This is a genomic window from Methylobacterium sp. WL120 (assembly GCF_008039465.1).
GTDB lineage: Bacteria > Pseudomonadota > Alphaproteobacteria > Rhizobiales > Beijerinckiaceae > Methylobacterium > Methylobacterium cerastii.
On record NZ_VRUT01000302.1, the window covers coordinates 1 to 2,283 of the forward strand.

At 75.3% G+C, this 2,283-nt stretch carries 4 protein-coding genes; all 4 read left to right on the forward strand.

Translation table 11 applies throughout. The features are described 5' to 3' along the window. A partial coding sequence (locus tag FV229_RS26515) for a trypsin-like serine protease (RefSeq protein ID WP_147754766.1) occupies window positions 1-644 on the forward strand: 644 nt, incomplete at its 5' end. A 169-nt stretch (window positions 645-813) separates the two neighbouring features. Further along, the gene (locus FV229_RS26520) at window positions 814-1,050 is read left to right on the forward strand and encodes a hypothetical protein (RefSeq protein ID WP_147754767.1); all 237 of its coding nucleotides are present in this window, start codon (window positions 814-816) and stop codon (window positions 1,048-1,050) included. Between the two features lie 124 nt (window positions 1,051-1,174). Further along, a complete protein-coding gene (locus FV229_RS26525) occupies window positions 1,175-1,564 on the forward strand; it encodes a phage holin family protein (RefSeq protein WP_187275299.1) in 390 nt (129 codons plus the stop codon). Window positions 1,565-1,698: 134 nt separating this feature from the next. Next, on the forward strand, window positions 1,699-2,283 hold a 585-nt coding region (locus FV229_RS26530; RefSeq protein ID WP_147754769.1), incomplete at its 3' end, for a hypothetical protein.

Below are 2,283 nucleotides of genomic sequence, written 5' to 3' on the forward strand. Positions count from 1 at the left end.
CGCTCGCGCAGGCCACCGTCGGGCTCGGCACCGTGACCGACCCCGGGGACGGCCTGCACCTCTCGCGCTGCACCGGCGTCCTGATCGCCCCGGACCTGATCCTCACGGCGGCCCATTGCGTCAACGGCGATCCGCTCGGCTCGCTCGTCGTGTTCTTCCGCGGCAGCGAGCCGGTGAAGCCGGTCCGCACCGCCCGCGTGACCGCGCGCTACAGCCCCGACCCCGGGCAGATGACCTCGAACGTGGTCGACGTCGACCTGAACGCCCTGTCGCTCGACCTCGCCGTCCTGCGCCTCGCCGAGCCGGTGCGCGACCGCGTGCCGGTGCCGCTCGCCACCGATCCGAGCCGGGTGCCCCGCAGCCTGCGCGTCGCCGGGACCGGCGTGTCCGGCCGCACGGTCGGCCGGCTGCGCACGGTCGGCCTGACGCCCGTCGCGGCGTCGAGCACCGGGCTGACGGTCGCCCGCGTGAACGGCGGCCGCGTCTGCTTCGGCGATTCCGGCGGGCCCGTGGTCGGGCAGGACCGGCGCGGCCTGTTCGTCTGGGGCGTGGCCAGCGCGGTGCTCTCGCGTCAGGCGCCGTGCGGGAACCTCGTCGTGATCGCCCCGGCGGCGCAGGTCTTCACCAGCGCCGGGATGCGCTGACGCGGCCGTCGCGGTTTTTCGGGCCGCCCATGCAACGGCGGCCCGGCAGCGTCGTTGACCCGGCATTACGTCGTCCTGCGTCGCCCGCGTTCCTGCGTCGCCGTCGTGCCGCCACCTCGGGTCTGGCGGCCCTGCCGAATTCCGCCGTCCTCGATCGCGCGGGTGCCCCATGCTCTACGAACGCCTGCTCGACCTCGCCCCGGGCGCGCGGCTCGAACGCCGCCTCGCCGAGCGCGTCGCCGCCCGGCTCGTGATCGGGCTTCTCCTCGGCCTTCCCCTCTGCGCGGTCGCCGCCTTCGTCCTCGTCGCCGGCGCGGTCCACGCGGTCTTCGCCGCGATCTGGGATGCGGGACGGGTCGCGGGCCTGCGCCTCCGGGACGGGTTCGAAGCCGTCTCGCCGCGCTGAAGCCGGACGCAGGCCGTCCCACCGGGAACGCCCGGTCGCATCCGGGGTTGGTAGCCGCGCCGCGGTGGTGCGTGCTTGCCTGGCGCCCTTGCCGGCCCCTCTGACTGAACGACGGCTCCCCTCGATGCAGGATCGCACCTCCGAGAGCACACCCGCGAGCACCTTGGCGCTGACCCTCGGGATGCTGCGCGAGTCGAGCCGCCTCGTCGGGCGCACGCTCGACCTCGCGCGGACCGAGATCGACGGCAACATCCGCGCACTGATCGGCCTGCTCGCGCTTCTGGGAACGATCGTCGTGCTGCTCGTCGCGGCGTTCTTCGTCTTCCTCGACGCGATGGTGAAGGCGCTCGCGGTGCTGATCGGCTCCGAGGTCGTGGCGGCGCTCGTCGTCGCGAGCCCGTTCCTGGTCGCCGCGGGGCTGCTGGCGGCCCTCGGCCTGCGCCGGATCGCCCGCGCCACCCGGATCGTGCCTCCGAAGGTACGCGGGCAGGCGGCGCTCGCGACCGGTTCCTGACGGGACGCGGCGGGCAAGCCCCTCGGGCCGCCGGGATTCGGCGCGTCGTCGGGGGATGCGGCGGCCGCCGGCCTCGACAAATCCGGCGCGCTGCGCTTCGTGGATGCACCGCGACGCCCGGACGCCCCTCCGCCATGAAACCGATCCTGCCATCAGCCGTCCTGATCCTCGGCTGCATCGCCGTCGCGTCGGCGCAGGCGCCGAAGCCGCGGAGTTCCGACTTCTTCGCGCGCGACGCCGAGGAGCGGCCCGCCAAGCCGAGGGCGTCCGAGTTCTTCTCCCGCGGCGCCGCGCCCGCGTCCGCCATCTCCGCCCTCGGTGCCGACGGCCTCGTCGCCGAGGGCGTCCGCTACGTCTCCGACGCGATGACGCTCACCGCGCCCCGCATCGAGGTGCGCGGCACGTCCCTGACGCGCGAGGACGTCGCCCGGCTCCTCGACCCCGCCGCGCCCGGCGACCTGCGCGAGCGCCTCGCGGCGATGAAGGCCCGCGAGATCGTGGTGCCGGACCTCGCGATCACCCTCGGCTCGGCCGTCGCCAGCCTGAAGGACCTTCGCCTGTCGGATGTCGGCGACGGCCGGATCGGTGCGGTCGTGGTCGGGCCGGGATCGGTCGCCCTCGGGGAGGGCGCAACGCCCGCCCGCGCCGCGTTCGCGCGGTTCGAGGCGGGCGGGGTCGACGCCGACCACCTGCTCGCCCCGTTCCTGCCGCACCCGGCG

Coding starts and splice junctions, on each gene's coding strand:
- FV229_RS26520 (WP_147754767.1), top strand. CDS start 814: ATGCTCTACGAACGCCTGCTCGACCTCGCCCCGGGCGCGCGGCTCGAA.
- FV229_RS26525 (WP_187275299.1), top strand. CDS start 1,175: ATGCAGGATCGCACCTCCGAGAGCACACCCGCGAGCACCTTGGCGCTG.